At 67.1% G+C, this 19,813-nt stretch carries 15 protein-coding genes and 1 tRNA gene; 5 read left to right on the top strand and 11 right to left on the bottom strand.

Annotated elements, in window-relative coordinates; translation table 11 throughout:
• Positions 1–27: 27 nt before the first annotated feature.
• Complete coding sequence (locus tag VGT77_RS05230; RefSeq protein ID WP_327460284.1) at positions 28–2,046, bottom strand: bifunctional diguanylate cyclase/phosphodiesterase; 2,019 nt, start codon at positions 2,044–2,046, stop codon at positions 28–30.
• A gap of 116 nt (positions 2,047–2,162) precedes the next feature.
• Here VGT77_RS05230 and VGT77_RS05225 point away from each other — a divergent pair, with 116 nt between their 5' ends.
• The 3 genes from VGT77_RS05225 (at position 2,163) to VGT77_RS05215 (ending at position 3,724) form a co-directional block, all read left to right on the top strand.
• Positions 2,163–2,933 (top strand): NAD kinase, encoded by a 771-nt coding sequence (locus VGT77_RS05225; RefSeq protein WP_327460282.1) that lies wholly within the window; start codon positions 2,163–2,165, stop codon positions 2,931–2,933.
• Positions 2,934–2,981: 48 nt separating this feature from the next.
• A tRNA-Asn gene (locus tag VGT77_RS05220) sits at positions 2,982–3,056 on the top strand.
• A gap of 89 nt (positions 3,057–3,145) precedes the next feature.
• Positions 3,146–3,724: a hypothetical protein gene (locus VGT77_RS05215; RefSeq protein ID WP_327460280.1), complete on the top strand. Its 579-nt coding sequence runs from the start codon at positions 3,146–3,148 to the stop codon at positions 3,722–3,724.
• Here VGT77_RS05215 and VGT77_RS05210 read toward each other — a convergent pair.
• The 4 genes from VGT77_RS05210 to VGT77_RS05195 all read right to left on the bottom strand — a co-directional run bounded on the left by VGT77_RS05210 (position 3,700) and on the right by VGT77_RS05195 (position 8,993).
• Positions 3,700–5,058 carry an APC family permease gene (locus tag VGT77_RS05210; protein ID WP_327460278.1) on the bottom strand — a complete coding sequence of 453 codons (1,359 nt, stop codon included), beginning with the start codon at positions 5,056–5,058 and terminating at the stop codon, positions 3,700–3,702. The genes VGT77_RS05215 and VGT77_RS05210 overlap by 25 nt on opposite strands.
• Entirely contained in the window at positions 5,058–5,801 is a 744-nt protein-coding gene (locus tag VGT77_RS05205; RefSeq protein WP_327460276.1) for a sulfite exporter TauE/SafE family protein, read from the bottom strand. Before VGT77_RS05205 ends, VGT77_RS05210 begins: the two co-directional genes overlap by 1 nt.
• 125 nt (positions 5,802–5,926) lie before the next feature.
• A complete protein-coding gene (gene secA / locus VGT77_RS05200) occupies positions 5,927–8,656 on the bottom strand; it encodes a preprotein translocase subunit SecA (protein WP_327460274.1) in 2,730 nt (909 codons plus the stop codon).
• A 76-nt stretch (positions 8,657–8,732) separates the two neighbouring features.
• Positions 8,733–8,993: a hypothetical protein gene (locus VGT77_RS05195; RefSeq protein ID WP_327460272.1), complete on the bottom strand. Its 261-nt coding sequence runs from the start codon at positions 8,991–8,993 to the stop codon at positions 8,733–8,735.
• A gap of 123 nt (positions 8,994–9,116) precedes the next feature.
• On the opposite strand from VGT77_RS05195, the gene argJ reads away from it, so the two are divergent.
• Together argJ and VGT77_RS05185 are read left to right on the top strand one after the other, a co-directional pair.
• Positions 9,117–10,340 (top strand): bifunctional glutamate N-acetyltransferase/amino-acid acetyltransferase ArgJ, encoded by a 1,224-nt coding sequence (gene argJ, locus VGT77_RS05190; RefSeq protein WP_327460897.1) that lies wholly within the window; start codon positions 9,117–9,119, stop codon positions 10,338–10,340.
• A complete protein-coding gene (locus VGT77_RS05185) occupies positions 10,337–10,777 on the top strand; it encodes a GFA family protein (RefSeq protein ID WP_327460271.1) in 441 nt (146 codons plus the stop codon). The genes argJ and VGT77_RS05185 overlap by 4 nt, the downstream gene beginning before the upstream one ends.
• A gap of 93 nt (positions 10,778–10,870) precedes the next feature.
• Here the strand turns inward: VGT77_RS05185 and trxA are convergent, their stop codons facing one another.
• The 6 genes from trxA to tsaE form a co-directional block, all read right to left on the bottom strand.
• The gene (gene trxA / locus VGT77_RS05180) at positions 10,871–11,191 is read right to left on the bottom strand and encodes a thioredoxin (RefSeq protein WP_327460269.1); all 321 of its coding nucleotides are present in this window, start codon (positions 11,189–11,191) and stop codon (positions 10,871–10,873) included.
• Between the two features lie 74 nt (positions 11,192–11,265).
• Complete coding sequence (addA, locus tag VGT77_RS05175; RefSeq protein WP_327460267.1) at positions 11,266–14,652, bottom strand: double-strand break repair helicase AddA; 3,387 nt, start codon at positions 14,650–14,652, stop codon at positions 11,266–11,268.
• Entirely contained in the window at positions 14,652–17,570 is a 2,919-nt protein-coding gene (gene addB, locus VGT77_RS05170; protein ID WP_327460265.1) for a double-strand break repair protein AddB, read from the bottom strand. Before addB ends, addA begins: the two co-directional genes overlap by 1 nt.
• Positions 17,571–17,643: 73 nt before the next feature.
• Complete coding sequence (locus VGT77_RS05165) at positions 17,644–18,405, bottom strand: nucleotidyltransferase family protein (protein ID WP_327460263.1); 762 nt, start codon at positions 18,403–18,405, stop codon at positions 17,644–17,646.
• Positions 18,402–19,373 carry an aminoglycoside phosphotransferase family protein gene (locus tag VGT77_RS05160; protein WP_327460895.1) on the bottom strand — a complete coding sequence of 324 codons (972 nt, stop codon included), beginning with the start codon at positions 19,371–19,373 and terminating at the stop codon, positions 18,402–18,404. Before VGT77_RS05160 ends, VGT77_RS05165 begins: the two co-directional genes overlap by 4 nt.
• On the bottom strand, positions 19,370–19,813 hold the full coding sequence (gene tsaE, locus VGT77_RS05155; protein ID WP_327460262.1) for a tRNA (adenosine(37)-N6)-threonylcarbamoyltransferase complex ATPase subunit type 1 TsaE: 444 nt from the start codon (positions 19,811–19,813) through the stop codon (positions 19,370–19,372). The genes VGT77_RS05160 and tsaE overlap by 4 nt, the downstream gene beginning before the upstream one ends.

Genomic DNA, 19,813 nt, shown 5'->3' with positions numbered 1-19,813 from the left:
GCTTCAAGCCCTCCCCCGCCTTCGCCACTAGGTTCGTGCCCCGGTGAATGCGACGATCCTGGCGAGTTGATCCACTGCGATCGGGCCGGAGCAGAGGAATCCCTGATAGATTGTGCAGCCTTCGGCAGCCAGCAGGGCGAGCTGTTCCTCCGTCTCCACGCCTTCCGCGATCACGCTGATGCCAAGCGACCGCGCCATGTCGATCACTCCGCGTACGACGACCCGGTCACGCGACGAGCCGGCGATATCTTGGCTCAAGCGACGATCAAGCTTCAGATAGTCGAGCGGAAGCGCCTTCAAATAAGCGAGGCTCGAATAGCCCGTCCCGAAATCGTCGACGGCAACGCGGCAGCCGCCCTGGCGCAGATTGGCGAGCACGGTCGCCGCCGCGCCCAGATCGTCGATGAAGCTTTCTTCCGTCAGTTCCAAAGTAACGCGCGAGCGCGGGAAGCCGCTGCTGTCGACCCGGTCCAACAGACTCTGATCAAAGCCAGGACCGGAGATTTCGTCAGGTCGGACGTTCAAAGACAGGCGGAGGGAATGCAAAGCCTCCGGCCAGGCCGAGGCCAAGGCGAGCGCCCGATCCTGGATGTGTTCGGAAAGAACCGGCACCAGGGTCGCTCGTTCCGCGGCCGCGAACAGCGCTTCGGCGCCAACCTCGCCCAGTTCGGGATGCCGCCACCTGGCGAGCGCCTCGACGCCGATGATCTCACCGGTGGCGATGCTGACCTGCGGCTGGAACAGCACCTCGATCTGATCATCGGCGAGCGCCTGGCGCAGTTCCTCGGCGAGGCGCACGGCGAGCGGCAGCGGTTCGGACCCGGCTTCCGCCTCGCTGATACGGATCGCGCTGCCCGACTGCTCGCGGGCCTCGGCCAGAGCTGCGCTGGCCCGGCGGAGCGCCTGCCCGGCATCTTCGCCGCAATGGAGCACGCCGCCGATCTTTGCGGAGAGGAAGTAGATGTCTGGCGCGGCCACGAATCGCCGTTCGACGGCCTGCTGTATGGCCGCGGCGAGCAAGCCAAGCTCCTCTATGCTTGCATCGGGCAGTGCCGCGACAAACTCCGTGCCGGCGAGCCGTGCCATCCAGCCGCGACTGCCTGTCACATCGCGCAGGGTGCTCTCGATCCGGCGCGCCGCCGCCTGCAGCAGCCTGTCTCCCCCGACGCGGCTGTAGATATTGTTGACCATCTCCAGCCGGTCGAGCGCAATCAGCAACAGCCCGAGGGGGCGACCTTGGGCGGCATGGCGGCCAAGCCAGCGGCGGGCTGCCGCGGCGTCAGGCAAGCCCGTCAGCGGATCGCGCCGCATCATCTGATCCGATGTCTCGGCAGGATCGAGCGCCTCGACCACGCCCAAGACCGAGCCGTCACTAGCGCTCAGGTGATGGACCACACGCGTGCCATCCGCGAGTGCGTGAGAGAAAGCCGTCGTGCCATAGCCGGCCTTCAGCCGCTGACGCGCGGCTCGTGCGGCCGGCCGGTCGCCACGCGACAAAAGGCCGTACGCCTGGCGCGTCGAGAGGGTCTCAAGCGGCGTCCCGAGCCGCTGCGCCAAGGCCGGGCTGAGCAGCAGCCGACCGTGCCCGAACCGCCAGCTCAGATCCTCGGACCGTGCGAGCTTGGGTCGGCCGACGGGCCCGCCGAGCCGTTCCGCGTGTCGGGCGGCAAAGCGGATCGCCTGAAGCAGTTCTGCTTCGCTGAACGGGCTTGTGAGATAATGGGTGGCGCCGGCAGCGTAGATGTCGGGAAGTCGCACCACGTCGTTACGCGAGAGCAGGACCAACAGGCTGGCGGCATTGGCTTCCGCGGCGTCCGCCAAGGCTCGTGTCGCGCCGATTGCTTCGTGAAAGGCGCCGCGTCCATCGACGATCGCGATGCCCGCCCCGCTGGCGATGAAGCGGCGCTCAGCGCCCGCTGCCCGGCGCCCGGCGATTGGCCGCCATCCGCCGCGATCAGCCGCGGCCGTGAGTTCGTCACGGTGCCGGAACGACAGGATGAACAGAGCTGCCGCCTCATGCCAGGCAGGGGCCGGAATGTCGGCCAATCAATGCTCCCCGTTTGTTTTCGGCCATGGTAGCGATTTCCAGGAGGCTGCCAATGGCTTGCCGCACCGGGCGCGCGCCCATACACCGGCTTCGCCATGCCGCGCGTCTTCTCCCTATGACCCTCAGACGGGCTCTGGTCGCTTCGACCGTCGACAGTGCGCTTGAGGCGGAGCGGCTGCTGCGCGAGCGCTGGGACTGGGTTCCGGTGGAGGAAGCGGATCTGATCGTCGCCCTGGGCGGGGACGGCTTCATGCTGCAGACGCTGCACCAGATGCTTGAGCGGCGGCGGATCGTCCCGGTCTATGGCATGAACCGGGGGACGGTCGGCTTTCTGATGAACGACTGGAGCCTGGACCGGCTGGAGGACCGGCTCGCCCGTGCCAAGAGGTTTGAGGTCACGCCGCTCAGGATGGAGACGGAGACCGTCGAGGGCACGCGCTGCGTGCTGCCGGCGATCAACGAAGTGTCACTGCTCCGCGAAACGCGTCAGACCGCCAAGCTGGAGATCACCGTCAGCGACCGGGTGGTGCTGGACGAACTCGTCTGCGATGGCGTCCTGGTCGCCACGCCCGCCGGCTCGACGGCCTACAACCTGTCGGCGAACGGCCCCATCTTGCCACTCGGCTCTGCACTGCACGCGCTGACACCGATCAGCCCGTTCCGGCCGCGGCGCTGGCGTGGTGCGATCCTGCCGGACAGCGCGACCGTCCGGTTCCGGGTGTTGGAGCCGGTCAAGCGGCCGGTCAGCGCCGTCGCCGATCAGCGCGAAGTGCGCGACGTGTCGACCGTCACCGTCTCCATCGACCGCAGCACGCCCCTCTGCCTGATGTTCGATCCCGAACATGCGCTCGACGACCGCATCACCATGGAACAGTTCATCGTTTGAGCGGCTTGCAAAGGGCGGGAGGCTTGTTATAGGCGCGGCCTCGCTCGTTCCCCGGTAGCTCAGCGGTAGAGCATCCGACTGTTAATCGGACGGCCGCCTGTTCGAATCAGGCCCGGGGAGCCAGCGATCCCACCATCGATGCAGCTTGTCGCAGCCCGCGAAACCGGTTCCGCGCCTACAACGTTCTCATCCCGACTTTGCATGAGGAGAGAATGGTGAAGGCGATCCGTGTAGCGATTCTGGCGACTTGCGCTCTGGCGGGCGCTCCGGCTCTGGGCCAGGCTCCAGCTGCTTCGGCAACTCCCGCTCCGGCTGCAACCCCCACTCCAGCGGCCACGGTTACGCCGGCTGCAGGCGGTGCGGTGCAATTCACCAATGGCGGTGCGGTCGTTGGACCCGATGGCTCGGCAGTGGGAACGATCGCTTCGTCCGGCGCCGACTTCGCGGTGGTGAAGACGGACAAGCATGAGGTGCGGCTGCCACGCTCGGCCTTTGCAGCCGGGCCGAATGGATTGGTGATCGGTCTTTCGCGCGATCAGCTGAACGCTCAAGTCGAGCAGGCCCAAGCCAAGGCCGCCGAGGCGCTGAAAGCGGGCGCGGTCGTGAATGGCAGCGGCGGCGCCCAGGCCGGGACGATCGAGAAGGTCGAAGGCGATCTCGTGACCGTCAAGTTGACCAGCGGCAAGATGGTGCGGCTGCCGAAGAATGCGATCGCGGCCGGCCCGAATGGTCTGGTGATCGGCATGACTGCCGAACAGCTCGAGGCTCAGGCCGCCGCCGCGGGCGGTTGATCCCCGCCATAGATGCTCCAGCCGCCGCGCCGCCGCAGCACGAAGGCGTAATAGAGCGCGGCGGCGGCCATTTGGATAGCGGTGGCGGTGAGGCCCGGCCGCCCGGTATCCGTATCCAGCCAGCTCGCCCAGGAAACCATTGCTAGCGCGGCAATGGTGACCAATGGCGCCAGCGGAAACCAAGGCATCTTGTATGCCGCATGAGCCGTGGTGCCGGTGCGGCGCCCGATCAACGCTGCGAGGGCGATACCGAGGTAAGTGATGGCGATCCCCGACCCGCTCAGCACCAGCAGCAGGCGCAGGGGCAAAAAGCAGGCAGCACAGCTGACCGCGCCCACCGCAAGCGTCGCGACCCACGGGGAACCAAGGCGCGGGTGGATGCGCGTGACATAGGGGTCGAGCAACTTGCCCCAGATCGCGTCGCGGCCGGTCGAATAGAAGAAGCGCGCATAGGCGAGAATGCCGGCAATGGCGGCGTTGACGATCGCCAGCGCAATGGCGAGCGCGAGCAGGTCGGCGACCAGATCCCCTCCCCGAGCCCGGGCGAACCAGCCGAAGGGGTCGGCATGGGTGAACAAAGTCGGCAGGTCGGGCGCTCCGGCGATCGCGGCCGCAAGCGGCAGCAGCTCGACCAGGATGGTCACGCCAGCCGCGAGCAGCACGACGCGGGCGATCCGGCTCGCCGCTTCCTGCATCTCCTCGCCGAAATAAACGGCGAGGCCATAGCCGTTCAGCGCAAAGATCGCAGCGGTGGTCGCGAGGCCGATGCTCACAGGATCGGCGGGGATGAGCTCTGCCGTCATCGCTGGCGCGGCGAACAGGCTGCGAACCGGCTCAGCTATCCCCAGCATGACGATCACGCCGAGGGCAAGCAGCTCGACCAGCAGGAATGCGCCCGTGATCCACGCGTTCAGCCGTATGTGAAGAATGCCGGCCAAGGTGGCGAGCGCGACCATAGCGACCGCGGTCGGAATTACCGGCAGCGCTGGAAAGAGTCCGGAGAGCACATCGCTGAGGCCCAGGCCGATGACGGCCGGAAAGAGTAGATTGTTGATCAGGTTAACGGCGAGCATCACGAAGCCGGCGAGCGGGCCGAGCGTGCGGCCAACCATCACATATTCGCCGCCCGCGACCGGAAAGGCGGAGGAGAGCTCGGCATAGACAAAGGCGGTCGCGACGCAGACCAGCGCGGCGAGCAGCATCGCGATCAATGCGCCGGAGCCTGCGACTTGAAGCATTTCGGGCATGATCACGAACACCGAAGAGGCGGGCGTCGTCGCCGACAGCGTCAGCAACAGCACGCCCATCGTCCCCAGCGAGCGCTTGAAGGCCATCAGCTCCAGGCCTGAAGCAGCAGGCGCACGGCGACGTAGAGGATCAGCAGGCCTGTGAGCCGCCGCAGCCAGGCGGCCGGCAGAAGTTCGACACCGATACGGCTGCCGATCTGCCCGCCGACGAGCACGGCCAACGCCAAGGGCCAATAGGCGAGTGCAGCCCCGACGCGTTCCGGCGAGCCGGCAAGCTTGGTCAGCTGCCCGCCGAGACCTGCCAGCGAGTTGGCGAGGATGAAGCAGGATGCGGCCGCCGCCACGCTCTTCGCGCGGTCCCAACCGATCAGGTGCAGGATGGGGGCGAGGAAGATCCCGCCGCCGATGCCGACGATTCCCGACAACAAGCCGATCGGTGCCGAAAGCGCAGCGCCGAGGCAGGGCCAGCGGCTGGTCCGGGCCTCGTTTTCAGGCTGCATGAAGAGGAGGATGGCGGCGACGAGAAGCGAGCTTCCGAGCAGCACGAGGAAGAGCTGCTTCGAGACCGGCAGCATGCCGCCGATCCAGGCGGCGGGCACCGACAAAGCGAGTAGGGGCAGCAGCCGGCGCCAGGGCACCAGCCCGGCCTGCGCGAAGCGGATGGTGCCGCCGGTTGCGACGATCAGGTTGCAGACCAGGGCCACGACGGGAAAGACGCGGTGATCGACACTCGCGAGCGCAAGCAGCGCGTTGTAAGTCGATCCGCCCGCAAAGCCGACGCTTGCATAAAGTGCGGCTGTGAGGGCGAAGAGGAGAGCTAAGATCAGCATTGGACTCTAGCCGCCTTCTCTCCGTCACCCCGGCCTTGAGCCGGGGTCCCGCTGCCTCAACCAGACTTCAGAGAGAAGAAGCTGGACCCCGGGTCAAGCCCCGGGGTGACGGGTGATGGAGGAGCTTACAGCGCCCCGTGGCAGTGCTTGTATTTCTGCCCAGATCCGCACGGGCAAGGCGCGTTGCGGCTGACCTTACCTTCCCACTCGGCCGGATCGTCGCCCAGGTCTTCCGTCATTTGTGGACGCGCGAGCTGGAGCGGCGGCAGGGTCATCGTGCCTTCACCCAGGCTTTCGCCATCCCATGTGTCATCCTCGCCAGTCAGCGGATCGATATGGGTGGTGACGAACTCCGGCATGGCTGGAAGCGGCGGCGGCGCGGCCATGAACTGAGCGTGGGCGAGCACCCGCGTCACATCTTCGCGGATCACTTCCAGCATGCGCTCGAACAAGCCGAACGCCTCCTGCTTATACTCATTGATCGGCGTCTTCTGAGCATAGGCGCGCAGGTGGATGACCTGCCGTAGCGCGTCGAGCGTCGCCAGATGCTCTTTCCAGTGATGGTCGATCGACTGGAGCAGCACGCTCTTCTCGACCTGAACCCAGGTGCCCGGCTCCAGCTCTGCCGCCTTGGCGGCCATGGTCTCGTCCGTCAGCGTGCGGAGCCGTTCCTCGAGCATTTCCGGCTCGACGGCCTCTTCCTTGACCCAATCCTCGAACGGCACGTCGAGACCGAAGATCTCCTGCGTCCGCGCCTTCAGTCCTTCGATATCCCATTGCTCGGGATAAGAGTCCGGCGGACAGGCAGTGCCGACGAGATTGTTGACGGTTTCGTGCCGCATGTCCTCGACAATGTCGCCGAGAACTTCGGAGTCCATGATGTCGGTACGCTGTTCGTAAATGACCTTGCGCTGATCGTTCATCACGTCGTCATATTCGAGCAGCTGCTTGCGGATGTCGTAGTTGCGGGCCTCGACCTTCTTCTGCGCCGTCTCGATGGCCTTGTTCAGCCACCGCGAGCCGATTGCCTCGCCATCCGCCAGATTGGCGTTCATCATCTTAGAGAACATCGTGTCTGGCCCGAAGATGCGCAGCAGGTCGTCGTCGAGCGACAGGTAGAAGCGGCTGAGGCCCGGATCGCCCTGGCGACCCGAACGGCCGCGCAGCTGATTGTCGATGCGGCGGCTTTCGTGCCGCTCGGTGCCGAGCACGAAGAGACCGCCCGCCTGCCGCACCCGCTCCTTCTCTTCCTCGATCTCCTGCCGGATGCGCTCGATCGCGGCGTCCCGGTCGGGACCTTCCGGCATGCCCTTAAGCTCGTCCTCGATGCGGAATTCGAGATTGCCGCCGAGCTGAATGTCGGTACCGCGGCCGGCCATGTTGGTGGCGATGGTAACGGCACCCCGCCGGCCGGCCTGAGCGACGATATGCGCTTCCTGCTCGTGGAAGCGCGCGTTCAGTACATTGTGCGGCACGTTGAGCTGGCGGAGATACTGGCTCAGCAGCTCCGACTTCTCGATCGAGACGGTGCCGACCAGCACCGGCTGGCCGCGGCCGCTATGCTCTTCGATCGCCTTCGCAATGGCCGCGAACTTGTCCTTGATATTCTTGTAGAATTGATCGTCCTCGTCCACGCGCGCGACCGGCTTGTTGGTCGGGATGGTAACGACGTTCAGCTTATAGATATCGTGAAACTCGCCCGCCTCGGTCGCCGCCGTGCCGGTCATGCCGGCGAGCTTCGGATACATGCGGAAATAGTTCTGGAAGGTGATCGAAGCGAGAGTCTGGTTCTCCGGCTCGATGTTGACACCTTCCTTGGCTTCAACCGCCTGGTGCAGCCCGTCCGACCAGCGGCGGCCGTCCATCATTCGGCCGGTGAACTCGTCGATGATGACGATCTTGCCGTCCTTGACGATATAGTCGGTGTCCAGCTTGAACATCGCATTGGCGCGCAACGCTTGATTCAGGTGATGGACCACCTGCGTGTTCTCGAAGTCGTAAAGGTTCGACCCTTCGAGAAGGCCCGCCGCCTCGAGCATCCGCTCGGCTTTTTCGGTGCCGTCCTCGGTCAGGATGATGGTCTTCTGCTTCTCGTCCAGCTCGTAATCCTCGGGCACGAACTGCTTCACGATCTTGTCGACCTGGATGTATAGTTCCGACTTGTCGTCGGTCGGGCCGGAGATGATCAAGGGCGTGCGCGCCTCGTCGATCAGAATCGAGTCCACTTCGTCGACGATGGCGAAGTTGAAGGGGCGCTGCGTCATCGACGCGCGCTCATATTTCATATTATCGCGCAGATAGTCGAAGCCGAACTCGTTGTTGGTGCCGTAGGTGATGTCGGAACCATAGGCTTCGCGCCGCTGCTGATCGGTCAGATTGGGCACAATCACGCCCACGCTCAGACCAAGGAAGCGGTAGATCTGGCCCATCCATTCGGCGTCGCGGCGGGCGAGATAGTCATTGACGGTGACGACGTGCACGCCCTCGCCGGGCAGCGCGTTCAGATAGGTGGCGAGCGTGGCGACCAGCGTCTTGCCTTCGCCCGTCCGCATCTCGGCGATTTCGCCGCGATGCAGGACGATGCCGCCGATCATCTGCACGTCATAGTGACGCTGGCCGAGCGTGCGCTTCGCCGCCTCGCGAACGGTGGCGAAGGCCTCGGGCAACAGGCTGTCCAGGCTCTCGCCATTGGCGAGCCGCTCGCGGAACAGCGCTGTCTGATTGCGCAGTTCCTCATCGGTCAGGGCCGAGATGTTGGTCTCGAAACCGTTGATCCGATTGACGATCGGCTGGAGGGAACGGACGTAACGTTCGTTAGACGAACCAAAAATGGTCTTGGCGATTGCGCCGAACATGAGCAAACCTGTCTGAAAGGAATTAGGTGGGCAGGCGAGCGACCGCCTGTCGAAAAGGAGAGACGTGCAGCAACCGCTATTCGTTGCGGCGCTCGTCGACCTTATGCGACTGCGAGGTAAAGCTGCGCTCCAGCCGCGCATGCTCGAGGACCGAGGTCACGCCATGAGGAGCCGTGGCGATGCGTACGACCTGCCGGGTCGCGCGAACCTGTTCGGTGGCTGCCACCGCGGACGCCGCAATGGACGTCGGCTCTCCGCCACGCGCGGCAGCGGGATCGCCGGCGATCAGGCCGGTCAGACCCGCGATCATCGCGGAGAGGAGAATCAACAGACGCAAGGCGGACCCATTCGCAGCAGCGTGGAGCCGGTGACATAGTGTCGTGCCCGGCGCGCGTCCACTGCGCCGCGCAAGTCAACCATCTCTGGTGTAGGCGGAATGGCGATATTAGTGGGCATGGCCATGGCCGATGTCTCTCCCCTCTCCCGCCCCTTCCCCGACCTGTCGGTGATCGCCGGCGCCCGCGTTGCGGTGGCAAGGGCCCGCTACAAGGAATGGGATCGCTGCGACCTGACCTTTGTGCGGCTGGATGAGGGCACCAGCGTCGCCGGTGTGCTGACCACGAGTAAATGCGCCTCGCCGGAAGTAGAGTGGTGCCGCAAGGCGCTGACGCTGGGCCGGGCACGCGCGCTGGTCGTGAACGCCGGCAACTCGAACGCCTTTACCGGCAGCCGCGGTCAGGCAGCGGTCGAAGCGATCGCGGCGCGGGCCGCGGCACATCTGGGGTGCCAGCCATCCGACATCTTCATAGCCTCCACAGGCGTGATCGGCGTGCCGCTGCCGATCGACAAGGCGGAAGCGGGTCTGGACGCCGCCTTTGCCGCGCCGGAATGCGGCTGGCGCGAGGCCGCCGACGCGATCGGAACGACCGACACCTTCCCCAAGGGCGCGGTGCAGCGGGCGGTGATCGGCGACCGCACCGTGACCCTGGTGGGCATCATCAAGGGTTCGGGCATGATCGCGCCCGACATGGCGACGATGCTCGGCTTCATTTTCACCGATGCGGGGGTGGAGCCGGCCTTCCTCCAGCAGCTGCTCGAACGCGCGAACCGCCGCAGCTTCTCGTGCATCACGGTCGATGGCGACACCTCAACGTCCGACACGGTCCTGGCTTTCGCAACCGGATGGGCCGGCAATCCGCCGCTCGCCTCGGTCGAGGACGCCGGCGCGGACGCCTTTGCGGCGGCGCTGGACGCGCTCTGCCTGGAGCTCGCCCAGCTGGTGGTCCGCGACGGCGAAGGCGCATCCAAGTTCATCGAAGTGCAGGTGACTGGAGCCACCAGCGACGCAAGCGCGCGCCGCATCGCGATGAGCATCGCCAACTCACCTCTGGTGAAGACGGCCATTGCGGGTGAAGACGCCAATTGGGGGCGCGTCGTCATGGCTGTCGGCAAGGCTGGGGAGCCGGCGGACCGTGACCGCCTCTCGATCCGCTTCGGCAACACCATCGTTGCCGGCAACGGTTGCGCGGTGGAGGGCTACGACGAAGCGCCCGTCGCCGCGCATCTGACGGGCCAGCAGATCGAGATCGGCGCCGATCTCGGCTTGGGCGATGGCCGCGCGACGGTTTGGACGTGCGACCTGACGCACGGCTATATCTCGATCAACGCGGATTACCGGTCATGACCGAATGGACCGGCGGCTGCCTGTGCGGCACGATCCGCTACCGCCTTGTCTCGGAGCCCTTCGACGCCGGCTGGTGCCATTGCCGCACCTGTCAGCTGAGCTCTGGCAGCCCAGCCATGGCCTTTGCCAGCGTCATGGCGGGTGACTGGCGGCTGGAGCAGGGCGAGGACGCGCTCGGCACGGTGCCATCGAGCAGCTTCGGCCATCGCGGCTTTTGCACCAGGTGCGGCACGCCGCTCTACATGAAGGTCGATCACCAGCCGGAGACGGTGGATTTCAGCATCGCGACCCTGGACACGCCGGACGCGGTCCGGCCGGAGTTCCACATCTTCTATGGCAGCCGGATCGGCTGGGCAGAGGCCAGGGACCATCTACCGCGGCATGAGAAGTTCAGGCCTGATACGCGAGGGCTGGAAGGTACAGAGCCGCCAGCCTAACCCTCGTCATTGCGAGCGTAGCGAAGCAATCCATTGCAGCGTCGGCGCCATGGATTGCTTCGTCGCTCCGCTCCTCGCAATGACGAATGAAAGTTACAGCTCGCCTTCAAGCCAGCCTTTGATGTGGCTCTTAGGCGCGGCGCCGACCTTGGTCGCCGCCGGCACGCCGCCCTTGAACAGGATCATCGTCGGGATGCCGCGCACGCCGTAGCGGACCGGGGCGTCCGGATGGTCATCGATGTTCAGCTTGGCGATGGTGACGCGCTCGCCGAGTTCGTCCGAGATTTCCTCGAGCGCCGGGCCGATCTGCTTGCACGGCCCGCACCATTCCGCCCAGAAATCGACCAGCACCGGCTTGTCGGCCTGGATGACGTCCTGATCGAAGCTCGCGTCGGTGATCTGCTTGGTGGCCATGCGTGGTACTCCTGTGAAGCGGCTATCTAGGAAGGGCGGCGGCTAGGCTCAACCGACAAGGCGGCCAAACTTTGTTACGCAGCCGCCAAGCCGGGCTTGAATCGCTCAACCGTGGCCGGATCGAGCTGCAGCAGCACCGGACCGGACGAATAGAGCAAGGCCGCCTCGACCCGCCGCGCCGGAAAAATCACCGCGAGCGCCGCTGCATAGGCCGCCATCTGGCGCAGGTGCGATTCGGGCGCGCCGGCGAGATTCGTGGGGGCGCGGCGGTTGGTCTTGAAGTCGACCACCAGCACCCGCTTTTCGCTGACATGCAATCGGTCCACCTTGCCAGCGATGACCTGCCCCTCGACCACTGCCGCAATCGGCACTTCGGCCAGCGCCTCGGGTGAGAAGAGTTCCACGAAGCGCGAATCCGAGATCACCCCGCAGACCTGCTCGGCGAGCTCCTCCCGCACAGCCGCGTCCTTAACGCCGCCGCTCCCGGCGAGCCAATGCTCGGCGGCCGCGCGCCTCTGGTGGGGCGGTATCGTCGGAAGCCGCTCGAACAACGCGTGGAGCAGCCGGCCGCGTTCCGCCGCAGCCCGCATTGCGGGGCCGGGCGGCGGGTTGGCGGCCTGGTCAACGCCGATCGACGATGGCGCGAGCGGACGCGGCGGCCGTGCCTCCTTGGGCGCTGGCGCATAAGCCCAGGCGGGCAGCGGCAGCGGTGTCTCGCTCGGCTTCGCGTCTCTCGGCTGGAGCGCGATTGGGGCCTGTGGTGCGCGACCGGCCCATTCTACCCGACCATCCTCCAGCGGTTCGGCGCCCAGGCTTTCTAGCCCCGTTTCGAGGGCCGCATACCAGCTGTCCTGTGGCGGAATGCCTTTAGCGCGCGGACCCAGCGCGCCGCCGACATAGAGCCGCTCCTCCGCCCGTGTCATTGCGACATAGAGTAGGCGCCAATGTTCCTCGCGGTCCTTCTGCTCGGCAATCGCCAGGTCTTCGGCAAGAGAGCCGGCGAGTTCATCCTTGCGCGGGCGGAACAGGGGCAAGGGCCGGTCTAATCCCGGTGCGCGCCAGTCCAGCCGGTTGCGCCGATTAGCACCGGGATCGGTGGTCGCATCGGCAAGGATCACGACCGGCGCCTGCAAACCCTTGGCGCCATGCGCGGTCATCACCCGCACCGCGTCCAGCGGCTGCGAAGGGTCCCTGACAATGTCGACATCGCCCCGGTCGAACCAGTCGAGAAAGCGCTGCAGCGAGGGCGTTGCCTGCCGCTCGAAGGCCAGCGCGGCGGACAGCAGCTCCTCGACGGGATCGCGCGCCTCTTCGCCCAAGCGCCCGAGCAGCTTGCGCCGGCCGTCGAGCGGGCCGGAGAGGATGCGCTCGAAGAAGTGATAGGGGGTGGTGAAGTCGGCAGTGTTGAGGAAGTTGGTGAGGTCGGTAACCGCACTCTCCACCCGTTCGCCGGCCAACGACCTTAAGTGCCGCCACAGACTCCCTTGCCGCGGTACGGCATGGGCCAGCAGGTCCTCCTGGCTCCACCCGATCAGCGGGGAGACGAGCAGGCTGGCGAGCGACAGGTCGTCTTCGGGCTGGAGGGCGAAGCGGGCGGCGGCGAGCAGGTCACGCACGGCCAGTGGCGCGTTCAGCCGCAGCCGGTCGAGGCCGGCGACTGGGACGCCCTCGGCATAGAGGCGGGCGACGATCAGCGACGCAAGCTCACCCCGCTTGCGCACCAGGATCATGATGTCCTGCGGGCGGATCGCACCGCCCTTCAGCATCATCGGTTCGGCGAGCCAGCCTTTGATTTTCTTGGCGAGATCGGTCGCGAAACGTCGTGGCGCATCCCCGGTCCAGCTCTCCTCGCCGCCGTCATCGTCTGCCTCATCGGCACTGACCGGGCGCCAGAGCGTGACCAGGCCCGGGCCCGGAACGGCGCTCCGGTGCGGCTCGATGACGACGCCCGTGCCCAGTGCTGCGGGAGCAAGCGCCGCTACCGTGGCGTCCACTGCCTCCAATATCGGCTCGGTCGATCGGAAGGACCGGCTGAGCGACAGGTCCTTCAGCTCCCTGGCGCCTTCGGCGGCGGCACGGGCGAAATAGTTCTTCGCCGCATCGAAGAAGATCGGGTCGGTGCCCTGAAAGCCGAATATGGCCTGCTTGTAATCGCCGACCGAGAAGATGGTGCGGACCTTGGATGCGTCGTCCGGATGCTCGGCATAGAACTCCTCGGCAAGCGAGCGCACGATCGCCCATTGCTCCGGATTGGTGTCCTGCGCTTCATCGACCAGGATGTGGTCCGTCGCCTGGTCGAGCTTAAAGCGGATCCAGTCGCCCATGCCGGGCGTGCCGAGCAGGCGGACCGTGGCGCGGATCAGATCGTCGAAATCGACGACGCCGGCGGCGCGCTTCGCCTCGGTATAGGCCTGGGCATAAGCGCGGCCTGCTTCCAGGGCGGCGGCGAACAGGTCGGCCAAGCGCGCGCGGATGCGCAGTTCGAGCAGCTCCTTGCAGCGACCGTGCAGGCGCGAGGCGAGTTCGGCATAGCCGTCGATCGGCGGCGCCTGGCCCTTGCCGAAGGAGCGCGGATCGCCCTTGGCCGTTGCCCAGACGCTGTGCAGTTCCTCGAGCGCCAATGCCCGCTCGCCGGGAGACAGCGCGCGCCAGCGGCCGATCGCTTCGGCGCGGTCCAGACCCTTGGAGGTGCCCCAGCTTCGGTTGTGCGCGGCGACCTGGTCCAGGCTGACCAGGTCGAACAGATCGTCGCCGCACTGGCTGGCGATGTGCGCTTCTATGTCTTCGGTCGGCAGCTCGAGGGCGCGCCGGACGAACGTCGCGATATCGGTTGGAAGCTGCTCGAGCGCCTCTGGAGCGCGGGCGCAATCGCGCAAGAAGCTTTCGGCACCCTCCTCGCCTAGCCGCCGGCTGAGCGCCTGCAGATTGGCGATCAACCCCTGCCGACCGTCCCGTTCGGCGCGGGTCACGAGTTCCGCCAGCACCTGCCGCGCCAGTGCCGCCTCTTCCCGGCCCTCCAGCGGCCGCATGCCGGGCGCAAGGTCCGCTTCCAGTGGAAAGGAGGCGAGCAGCGCCTGGGCGAAACCGTGGATGGTCTGGATGCGCAAGCCGCCGCCCCGCGCATCGAGAACCCGGGCGAACAAGCCGCGGGCGCGCCGCTGCATCTCCGGCCCATGATCCTCGCCAAGCGCCATCAGCTCGGCGGCAAGCTCGGGCCCCGGCAAACGCACCCAATAGGCCAGCCGCTCGCTCAGCCGGTTCGACATCTCGGCCGCGCCGGCCTTGGTAAAAGTCAGACAGAGAATGGCCGAGGGATCGACGCCGGAGCGCAACAGCAGCCGCAGCACGCGGGCGACCAGAACCTGCGTCTTTCCAGTGCCGGCCGATGCCGAGAGCCACACCTGCTGACGCGGGTCGGACGCTGCCCGCTGTTCGTCCTTGAGAGTGGGGAGCGGGCGCATCAGCCCTGGTCCCGCCCATACCATTCGTCCAGCCGCATCAGCTGGTCGTAATCGCCATAGGGCGCATGCTCCGGGTGCAGCTTGGCAGTAAAGGGCTCGGAGCCGGTCAGCCAACGCTCGACGGCAGCCTGGAGCGTGCGTGAGGCGCGCTCGACGAACTCGTCGGTGCGGATGCGCTCGCGGGCGCCGGCGGGATCGACGGGCGAGACGATCTTGCCGAAGCCGTCATCCTTGTTGCGCGCCAGCGACCAATATTCGAACGCGCCGGGCGTCCCGGTCACCCCCTCGAAGGCGCCGTGCTCGGCCATCAGCCCGATGAGGCCCAATTGCTGAGCGTAGCCGCCGGACACCTGCTTGGCGTTGGGCGCGTTGCCGGTCTTGTAGTCGACGATCGCCAACTTGCCGTCAGGAAGCCGATCGATGCGGTCGGCGCGACCTTTCAGCGTCACGCCGTGGATCGCGAGCGTGCCCTCCTCCTCGGCCACGATGAACTTGCGCCCGGCCGCCTTCATCTCGGCCATCTCGGCGGCGATCCAGTCGATCGCTTCCATCAGCCGCGGCTCCCAAAGCGCGCGCATCAGCGGATGGGCGTCGGTCGAAGCGAGCATCGCTTCGGCGCGGGCCCGCAGCCGGGCGGGATCGCACTGATCCTCCTTCGCCCAGCATTCGAGCACATCATGCACCATGGTGCCGCGCCAGGCGGCGGTCGCGTCGGCATCAACGGGATCGAGCACGCGCAGCTGCAGCATCGCCTTTGCGTAGAAGGCGAAGGGATCGGCGTTGAGCCGGTCGAGATCAGTGACCGCGAGCTTCTTCGGCCGCTGCTCCACGGGCGGCGCCGGCTGCGGTCGGGCGGCGGGACGGGGCTCGTCGACACCGTCGAGCGCGCGCGCCCAGTCGGCGAGGCGACGCGCTCGCGGCAACCCGCCGGTCAGCGCCTCCAGCCGCAACCAGAAGCGCGACGCGACGGCCGGACCACGGGCATCGCGCCGCGCACGGGTGATCAGGACTTGCGGCGCCCCTAGAGCCCCCGCGAAACTGTGCGCAGCGAGACCGATCCGCGTCTCAAGCCCGGGCAGCCCCAGCTCTGCGCGGATGCGCGGCGCGAGCCAAGGATCGGGCGACGGCAGCGCCGGCCATGTGCCTTCGTTCAGGCCGCCGAGGATGGTCAGGTCCGCCTGCTGCAGCCGCGCCTCGATCAGACCCCAGATGAAGATGCGAGGATGGCCGCCCTGTGGCGGCCGGACCGCGACGCCGTTCATCAGTTCGCCGAGCATTGGCCCGAGTTGCGGGGGGTCGAGGCGCTGCGGGCCGTGGGCGGCATGCGCCTCCAGCCGCTCGATCAGATCGGCCGCGGCTCGTCCGGCGGCCTGCGCCCAGGCCTCGTCACCGGCGAGCCGCTCTACCGCCTGACGCAGCGCGGCGAGCCAGGCCGGGAGATCGGCGGCGCGGGCAAACTCCGCCTCCACCGGCTCCAGCAGCGGCAAGATGCGCGACCACGCCTTTGCCGCAGGCTTCTCAGGAGAGAGCTTGGCAGTCACGCCCTGGAGCCCAGGTGCCGGGCGCGGACCGCGGAGTTCCCGGTCTAGCCGGCGGACCTGATCGAGCCAGTTTTGCCGTCCCTCGCCCGCTTGCACCAGCGGATGCTTCAGCAGCGCGAGCAGGGGCACGGGCGCGAACCGTTCCGTTACCGCCTCGACGATCGCCAGCAGCAAGGTGCCGGGCGGCGTGACGGACAGCGGCACGCCGGCCGAGTCGTCCGCGTCAATGCCCCAGCGCTTCAGATGCGCGGAGACGCGCTGCGCCAGCCCTCGGTCCGGGGTGACGAGCGCAGCCGTCCGGGCGGGCGTCTCCAACGCCTCGCGCATCGCCAAGGCAATGGCCTGGGCCTCGTCGGCGGGCGTAGCGACTTCCAGCAGTTCGACACCGCTCCGATCCCGATCCTTGCGCGGTAGGTCGGTCCATTCCGTTGTGAAGCGCGCCGGCGCGAGCGCATTGGAGATGAGGCGGCTTCGGCCCGCCCGCGCGGCATGGCCGCCGCCCCAGCGCCAGCGTTGAACTTCGCCGCGGCTGACACCCATGCGGTCGAGCAGAAGCTTCAGGTGAAATTGCGGATGCGTCTCGATCGAGGGCGGCGCGCGTCCGGTGTCCGGATCATGCTGATGCGGCCCGAGCGAGGCCCATTGCTCTTCGGGCATCCCGGTGTCGAGGGCATCGAACACCACGCGGCCGCGCTCCATGAATGCGACGCTCCGGAGCAGGCGCGCAACCGCAGGCGCCGCGGTGGACACGCCGGCCGCGATGACGAAGCCGGGCGGCGGTTCGCTGCGCCAGCGCTTGGCGACGCGCTCCAGCAGCCGATTCCGGCGCTCGGTGAGGTCGACACGCCCCAGTCGCGCGAGCTCGGCCGGCCAGCGGCTCAGCACCAGTTCGAGCAAACGGAGCGAACGCGCCCAATGCTCGGTCAAGTCGCCAACGTCGATCGTGCGCAGCCGGGCCGGATCGACGCCCTCGACATGAAGCTGGTCGAGCGTGCGGGCGAGATCGGCCGCGAGCCGCATCGCTTCGCCGCCATTGGTGCCGCCCGCATCCTCGATCAGACGCGCCAGGATCAGCTGGCGCTGCAGCGGCTCGACGGCCGGCAGGATCGCTTCCTCGCCGATCGGATCGAGCAAGGCGCCGAGCCGCTCGTCTAGCTCCGGATCGCCGATGGCGACGAGGCGGGGCAGCAGCAGCCCGCCTGCGGCGCGGCGCACGAAAGCGTCCTGGATGGCACGCGCCGCCCGGTTGTTGGGAACCAGGATCAGGCCGCGGGCGAGTTGCATCCGGTCTCGCCCTTCCCGCGCCATCAGCCCGGCCGCGAGCGCCTCGGCGAAAGAACGGTGCGGCGGGATGGTGTAGACGGAGGGGCGGCTCACAGGATCAGCCTAGATAGCCTCTTGTGCAGCGTCATCCCCAACTTGGTCCCAATTGGGACTTGTCCCCAGCTTCCTATTCGTGGCGCAGCATCTCTTCGGTGCGCTTGACCGCGGGCGGGGTGCCGACGTCGAACCACAGGCCGTTATGGACCAGCCCGAAGGCACGGCCGGCGGCGATCGCGCGATCCCACAGGATGTTGAGCGAGAACGGCTCCGCCTTTGCGCCCTCGAACAGTCGCTTGGAGACGATCTGGACTCCTGTGAACACGAACGGTGCGATCCGACCAGGCTTGCGGCGACTCAACCGCCCTGCTCCATCCATGTGGAAGTCGCCCGGCCCATTGTGGCAGTTGGCACGGGCGAGCGGCACGAGCAGCAGCAGTGCGTCCATGTTCCCATCGTCCCAGCGCGCGGCGAGCGAGCGGATCGAGTCCGCAGGGCCGTCTACCCAAAGATTGTCGCTGTTGACGACCAGAAAGGGATCGTCGCCGATCAGCGGCAGCGCATGGACCAGGCCACCGCCGGTCTCGAGCAGCTGCGCACGCTCATCCGACACAGCGACTTCAATGCCTTGAACCCGCCTTTTCAGATGGGCTTCGAGAGCGTCGGCAAGATAATGGACGTTGACGACGGCGCGCTTCACCCCTGCCGCGCGGAGCCGGTCAAAGGCGTGGTCAAGCAGTGCCTTGCCGGCGACTTCGACGAGCGGCTTGGGACGGGTCGCGGTCAGCGGCCGCATGCGCTTGCCAAGACCCGCCGCCAGCACCATCGCAGTGTCGAGCGGCGGCGCGGCCGGTTGCGGACGCAGTGCAAGCGGCTTCTTGTATCGGCTCATGCGAGGCGGGCGCCGCCACGCTGATGCGCAGGGATGTGCGCGTCGAACCAGGCCTTGACCGGCGCCAGCGCAGGCTGCTCCAGATCGCGCTCCAGATAGGCCCACACGCGCGGCAGATAACTCAGGTAACGCGGCTTGCCGTCGCGCTTCCACAATCGCGTGAAGATGCCGACGATCTTCGCGTTCCGCTGCGCACCGAGCAGCCAATAGGCGTCGAGGAAGCCGCCCCCCGGCCGAGCTGTCTCGAGATAGCGCTGCAGCATGTCTGCCTCGATCGCCTCGGGCACGTCGCGGCGTGCGTCCTGCAGGAGCGAGACCAGATCATAGGCGGGATGACCGGCAAGCGCGTCCTGGAAATCCAGCAGGCCGAGGCCGTCCACCCCGTCCCGCCCCTCGATGAGCATGATGTTCTCCGCGTGATAATCGCGAAGCACCGTCACCGAGCGGTCCTGGAGCAACGGCGCGAGCGCCTCCCGCCAGGCGGCGCGATAGCTCTCGTCCTCTACCTGCAGGCCGAGAGCGGGCGCATACCATTCGGTGAGCAGCGACGCCTCGCGCAGATATTCGCGCTCGTCATAGGGCGGCAGGTCGGCGGCGGGGTGACGGTGCAGCCGTGCGAGCAGGTCAACCGCATCGGCATAGATGCGCAGCTCGGCTTCGGGGGCGGCGTCGATTACTTCGCGCATACGGGCGTCGCCGAAGTCCTCGAGCAGGACCAGCCCGTGCCGGAGATCGGCGGCGAGCGTGCGGGGCGCCGAAAAGCCGAGCGCGATCAGATGCTCGGCCACGGTGAGGAACGGCCGCGGGTCTTCGTGCGGGGGCGGTGCATCCATCAGCACGGCGCGTCTTCCGGGCGCCAACACCCGGAAATAGCGGCGGAAGGACGCATCGCCCGCCAGCGGCAATATCTCGGCATCATCCCAGCCCGCGCCCTTCAGAAACTCGGGAGCGGCGGCCGGAGGAGTCATATCGGGGGCCATCGCGCCTCCCATGACGGCGGCACTTCGGCTGTCAAGCGCCGCCCGCCCTGCGGCGCCTCTTCGAAGCGCAGGCGCAGCGCATTCTCCCACCAGGATGCGCCGAGCCGTTCCGGCCACTCGACCAGCAGCAGATGATCACGGCGGAGTTCATCGAGGCCCAGTTCCTCGGCCTCCTCCGGTTCGTTCAGCCGGTATAGATCGATATGCGCAACCGGCAGCCGCGTTTCGGGCGGCGCATAGGTCTGCACGATCGCGAAGGTGGGGCTCGGCGCTTCGCCGGGCAGCCCCAATGCCGCGAGCAGGCCGCGGGCGAGCGTCGTCTTGCCCGCCCCCAAGCCGCCCGACAAAGTGATCACGTCGCCAGCGCGGACCCGTCCGGCGAGAGTCGCGCCCAGGCGCAACGTCGCTGCCTCGTCGGCCAGTTCCAT

Source organism: Sphingomonas sp. (assembly GCF_035944535.1).
GTDB lineage: Bacteria > Pseudomonadota > Alphaproteobacteria > Sphingomonadales > Sphingomonadaceae > Sphingomonas_B.
The sequence above is the reverse complement of the archived record's forward strand: the minus strand, read 5'-3'. Positions and strand labels throughout refer to the sequence as shown.

Coding starts and splice junctions, on each gene's coding strand:
- VGT77_RS05225 (WP_327460282.1), top strand. CDS start 2,163: ATGACCCTCAGACGGGCTCTGGTCGCTTCGACCGTCGACAGTGCGCTT.
- VGT77_RS05215 (WP_327460280.1), top strand. CDS start 3,146: ATGGTGAAGGCGATCCGTGTAGCGATTCTGGCGACTTGCGCTCTGGCG.
- VGT77_RS05210 (WP_327460278.1), bottom strand. CDS start 5,058: ATGGCCTTCAAGCGCTCGCTGGGGACGATGGGCGTGCTGTTGCTGACG.
- VGT77_RS05205 (WP_327460276.1), bottom strand. CDS start 5,801: ATGCTGATCTTAGCTCTCCTCTTCGCCCTCACAGCCGCACTTTATGCA.
- secA (WP_327460274.1), bottom strand. CDS start 8,656: ATGTTCGGCGCAATCGCCAAGACCATTTTTGGTTCGTCTAACGAACGT.
- argJ (WP_327460897.1), top strand. CDS start 9,117: ATGGCCGATGTCTCTCCCCTCTCCCGCCCCTTCCCCGACCTGTCGGTG.
- VGT77_RS05185 (WP_327460271.1), top strand. CDS start 10,337: ATGACCGAATGGACCGGCGGCTGCCTGTGCGGCACGATCCGCTACCGC.
- trxA (WP_327460269.1), bottom strand. CDS start 11,191: ATGGCCACCAAGCAGATCACCGACGCGAGCTTCGATCAGGACGTCATC.
- addA (WP_327460267.1), bottom strand. CDS start 14,652: ATGCGCCCGCTCCCCACTCTCAAGGACGAACAGCGGGCAGCGTCCGAC.
- VGT77_RS05165 (WP_327460263.1), bottom strand. CDS start 18,405: ATGAGCCGATACAAGAAGCCGCTTGCACTGCGTCCGCAACCGGCCGCG.
- VGT77_RS05160 (WP_327460895.1), bottom strand. CDS start 19,373: ATGACTCCTCCGGCCGCCGCTCCCGAGTTTCTGAAGGGCGCGGGCTGG.
- tsaE (WP_327460262.1), bottom strand. CDS start 19,813: ATGGAACTGGCCGACGAGGCAGCGACGTTGCGCCTGGGCGCGACTCTC.